Source organism: Streptomyces actuosus (genome assembly GCF_016921115.1).
Lineage (GTDB): Bacteria > Actinomycetota > Actinomycetes > Streptomycetales > Streptomycetaceae > Streptomyces > Streptomyces actuosus_A.
Genome location: NZ_JAFFZS010000082.1, coordinates 1 through 4,388, shown reverse-complemented (window position 1 = coordinate 4,388; position 4,388 = coordinate 1). Strand labels below are relative to the sequence as shown.

Sequence of the window (4,388 nt, the reverse complement as noted above, 5' to 3'; positions counted from 1 at the left end):
GCTCGGCGTGTTCTTGGAGGGAGCGGACGTCGACGTCGCCGTGGTTGAGGGCGTCGATGCCCTGGACTGCGGCGGCGAGGGCTTGGACGGTGGTGAGGCAGGGGACGGAGCGGGCGACGGCGGCGGTGCGGATGTCGTAGCCGTCGAGTCGGCCGCCGGTGCCGTAGGGGGTGTTGACGATGAGGTCGACCTCGCCGTCGTGGATGAGTTGGACGATGGTGCGTTCGCCGTGCGGGCCGGTGCCTTCGGAGTGTTTGCGGACGACGGTGGCGTTGATGCCGTTGCGTTTGAGGACTTCGGCGGTGCCGGAGGTGGCGAGGAGTTCGAAGCCGTGGGCGACGAGTTCGCGTGCGGGGAAGATCATGGAGCGTTTGTCGCGGTTGGCGACGGAGATGAACGCGCGTCCCTTGGTGGGCAGGGGTCCGTAGGCGCCGGCCTGGGACTTGGCGTAGGCGGTGCCGAAGACGGAGTCGATGCCCATGACCTCGCCGGTGGAGCGCATCTCGGGGCCGAGGACGGTGTCGACGCCGCGGCCGGAGGTGTCGCGGAAGCGGCTCCAGGGCATGACGGCTTCCTTGACCGAGATGGGTGCGTCCAGGGGGAGTTCGCCGCCGTCGCCGGTGGCCGGGAGGAGGCCTTCGGCGCGGAGGTCGGCGATGGTGGCGCCGAGTGAGATGCGTGCGGCGGCCTTGGCCAGGGGGACGGCGGTGGCTTTGGAGGTGAAGGGGACGGTGCGGGAGGCGCGGGGGTTGGCCTCCAGGACGTAGAGGATGTCTCCGGCCATGGCGAACTGGATGTTGATCAGGCCGCGGACGCCGACGCCGGCGGCGATGGCGCGGGTGGAGGCGCGCAGGCGTTTGATGTCGAAGCCGCCCAGGGTGATGGGGGGCAGGGCGCAGGCGGAGTCGCCGGAGTGGATGCCGGCTTCCTCGATGTGTTCCATGACGCCGCCGAGGTAGAGCTCGTGGCCGTCGTAGAGGGCGTCGACGTCGATCTCGATGGCGTCGTCGAGGAACCGGTCGACCAGGACCGGTCGGGTGGGGCTGATCTCGGTGGACTCGGTGATGTAGGCGGCCAGGCGGGTCTCGTCGTAGACGATCTCCATGCCGCGTCCGCCCAGGACGTAGGAGGGGCGGACCAGGACGGGGTAGCCGATCTCGTCGGCGATGGCCTTGGCCTCGTCGAAGGTGGTGGCGGTGCCGTGTTTGGGTGCGGGCAGGCCGGCCTGGGCCAGGACGCGGCCGAAGGTGCCGCGGTCCTCGGCGGCGTGGATGGCTTCGGGGGAGGTGCCCACGACCGGTACCCCGTTGTCCTTCAGGGCCTGGGCCAGGCCGAGGGGGGTCTGGCCGCCCAGTTGCACGATCACTCCGGCGACCGGGCCGGCCTGCTGTTCGGCGTGGACGATCTCCAGGACGTCCTCCAGGGTGAGCGGTTCGAAGTAGAGCCGGTCGGAGGTGTCGTAGTCGGTGGAGACGGTCTCGGGGTTGCAGTTGACCATCACGGTCTCGTAGCCGGCCTCGGACAGTGCGAAGGAGGCGTGCACGCAGGAGTAGTCGAACTCGATGCCCTGCCCGATCCGGTTCGGCCCGGAGCCCAGGATGATCACCGCGGGCTTCTCGCGCGGGGCGACCTCGCTCTCCTGGTCGTAGGAGGAGTAGAAGTACGGCGTCCGGGCGGCGAACTCGGCCGCGCAGGTGTCGACGGTCTTGTAGACGGGGCGGATGCCCAGCGCGTGCCGCACCTCGCGGACCACGTCCTCGCGCAGCCGGCGGATCTCGGCGATCTGCTGGTCGGAGAACCCGTGCCGCTTCGCCTCGGCCAGCAGATCGGCGGTCAGCTCCGGCGCGTCGGCCAGCTCGTCCGCGATCTCCTTGATCAGGAACAGCTGGTCCACGAACCACGGATCGATCTTCGTGGACTCGAAGACCTCCTGCGGCGTGGCACCCGCCCGGATGGCCTGCATGACCGTGTTGATCCGGCCGTCGGTGGGCCGCACCGCCCGTTCCAGCAGGGCGTCCTTCTCGCCGGGCTCGCCGACGAACGTGAACTGGCTGCCCTTCCTCTCCAGCGACCGCAACGCCTTCTGGAAGGCCTCGGTGAAGTTCCGGCCGATCGCCATCGCCTCACCCACCGACTTCATCGTCGTGGTCAGCGTGGAGTCCGCCTGCGGGAACTTCTCGAACGCGAACCGCGGCGCCTTGACGACCACGTAGTCCAGCGTCGGCTCGAACGAGGCCGGCGTCTCCCGGGTGATGTCGTTCGGGATCTCGTCCAGGGTGTAGCCCACGGCCAGCTTCGCCGCGATCTTCGCGATCGGGAAACCGGTCGCCTTCGAGGCGAGGGCGGAGGAGCGGGAGACGCGCGGGTTCATCTCGATGACGATGACCCGGCCGTCCTCGGGGTTCACCGCGAACTGGATGTTGCAGCCACCGGTGTCGACCCCGACCTCACGGATCACCGCGATCCCGATGTCCCGCAGGACCTGGTACTCACGGTCGGTCAGCGTCATCGACGGCGCCACCGTGATCGAGTCACCGGTGTGCACACCCATCGGATCGAAGTTCTCGATCGAGCACACCACCACCACGTTGTCGTGCTTGTCCCGCATCAACTCCAGCTCGTACTCCTTCCAGCCGAGGATCGACTCCTCCAGGAGCACCTCGGTGGTCGGAGACAACGTCAACCCCTGCCCCGCGATACGGCGCAGCTCCTCCTCGTCGTGCGCGAAACCGGAGCCGGCACCGCCCATGGTGAAGGACGGGCGCACCACCACGGGGTAGCCGCCGAGGGTCTCGACGCCCTCCAGGACGTCGTCCATGGAATGGCAGATGACCGAGCGGGCGGACTCCCCGTGACCGATCTTGCGGCGGACCTCCTCCACGACCTCCTTGAACAGGTCGCGGTCCTCGCCCTTGTGGATCGCCTCGGGCCTGGCGCCGATCAGCTCCACGCCGTGCTTCGCCAGCGCGCCGCTCTCGTGCAGCGAGATCGCCGTGTTCAGCGCCGTCTGCCCACCCAGCGTGGGCAGCAACGCGTCCGGCCGCTCCTTGGCGATGATCTTCTCGACGAACTCCGGCGTGATCGGCTCCACATAGGTGGCGTCCGCGATCTCCGGATCGGTCATGATCGTCGCCGGATTGGAATTGACGAGGACCACCCGCAGGCCCTCGGCCTTCAGCACCCGGCACGCCTGCGTGCCGGAATAGTCGAACTCCGCGGCCTGACCGATGACGATCGGGCCGGAGCCGATGACCAGGACGGACTGGATATCGGTGCGCTTAGGCACGCTGGCCCTCCATCAGGGAGACGAAGCGGTCGAACAGGTAGGCGGCGTCATGCGGACCGGCCGCCGCCTCAGGGTGGTACTGCACGGAGAAGGCCGGCCGATCCAGCAGCCGCAACCCCTCCACGACGCCATCGTTCAAACACACGTGCGACACCTCCGCACGACCGAACCGGGTCTCACTCACCCCGTCCAACGGCGCATCCACCGCGAACCCGTGATTGTGCGCCGTCACCTCCACCTTCCCCGTCGTACGGTCCTGCACCGGCTGGTTGATCCCACGATGGCCGTACTTCAACTTGTACGTACCGAAACCCAGCGCACGCCCCAGGACCTGATTGCCGAAACAGATCCCGAACAACGGCGTCCCCCGCTCCAACACAGCCGTCATCAGGGCGACCGGACCATCAGCGGTCGCCGGGTCACCGGGACCGTTGGAGAAGAACACCCCGTCGGGGCCGACGGCATAGAGCTCCTCGGCAGTGACCGCGGCGGGCAGGACGTGCACCTCGATGCCGCGTTCGGCCATCCGCTGCGGCGTCATCCCCTTGATCCCCAGGTCGACCGCGGCGACCGTGAACCGCTTCTCACCGATCGCCGGGACGACATACGCCTCACCCGTCGCCACCTCCTCGTACAGACTCGCCCCCTTCATCCGCGGCTGCGCCCGCACCCGGGCCACCAACTCCGCCTCCGACGCGATCGCCTCACCGGAGAAGATGCCCGCCCGCATCGAACCGCGCTCCCGCAGATGCCGCGTCAACGCCCGCGTGTCGACGCCACTGACACCGACCACACCCTGGCCCACCAACTCCTCGTCCAGCGACCGCGCAGCCCGCCAGTTCGACGCCACCCGCGACGGATCACGCACCACGTACCCCGACACCCAGATCCGACGCGACTCGTCGTCCTCGTCGTTCCACCCGGTATTACCGATCTGCGGCGCCGTCGCCACCACGATCTGCCGGTCGTACGACGGATCGGTCAACGTCTCCTGATAACCGGTCATCCCGGTCGAGAACACCGCCTCGCCGAAGGCCTCCCCCACGGCCCCATAGGCACGACCGCGAAACACCCGGCCGTCCTCCAGAACGAGAACCGCGGG

General features: G+C 68.6%; 2 protein-coding genes. Both read right to left on the bottom strand.

The window, feature by feature from the left end; genetic code table 11:
• On the bottom strand, window positions 1–3,286 hold a 3,286-nt coding region (gene carB, locus JS756_RS35530), incomplete at its 3' end, for a carbamoyl-phosphate synthase large subunit (RefSeq protein ID WP_205387401.1).
• Window positions 3,279–4,388 (bottom strand): glutamine-hydrolyzing carbamoyl-phosphate synthase small subunit (gene carA, locus JS756_RS35525; protein WP_205387400.1); only part of this gene is annotated, 1,110 nt, incomplete at its 5' end. The genes carB and carA, both read right to left, overlap by 8 nt.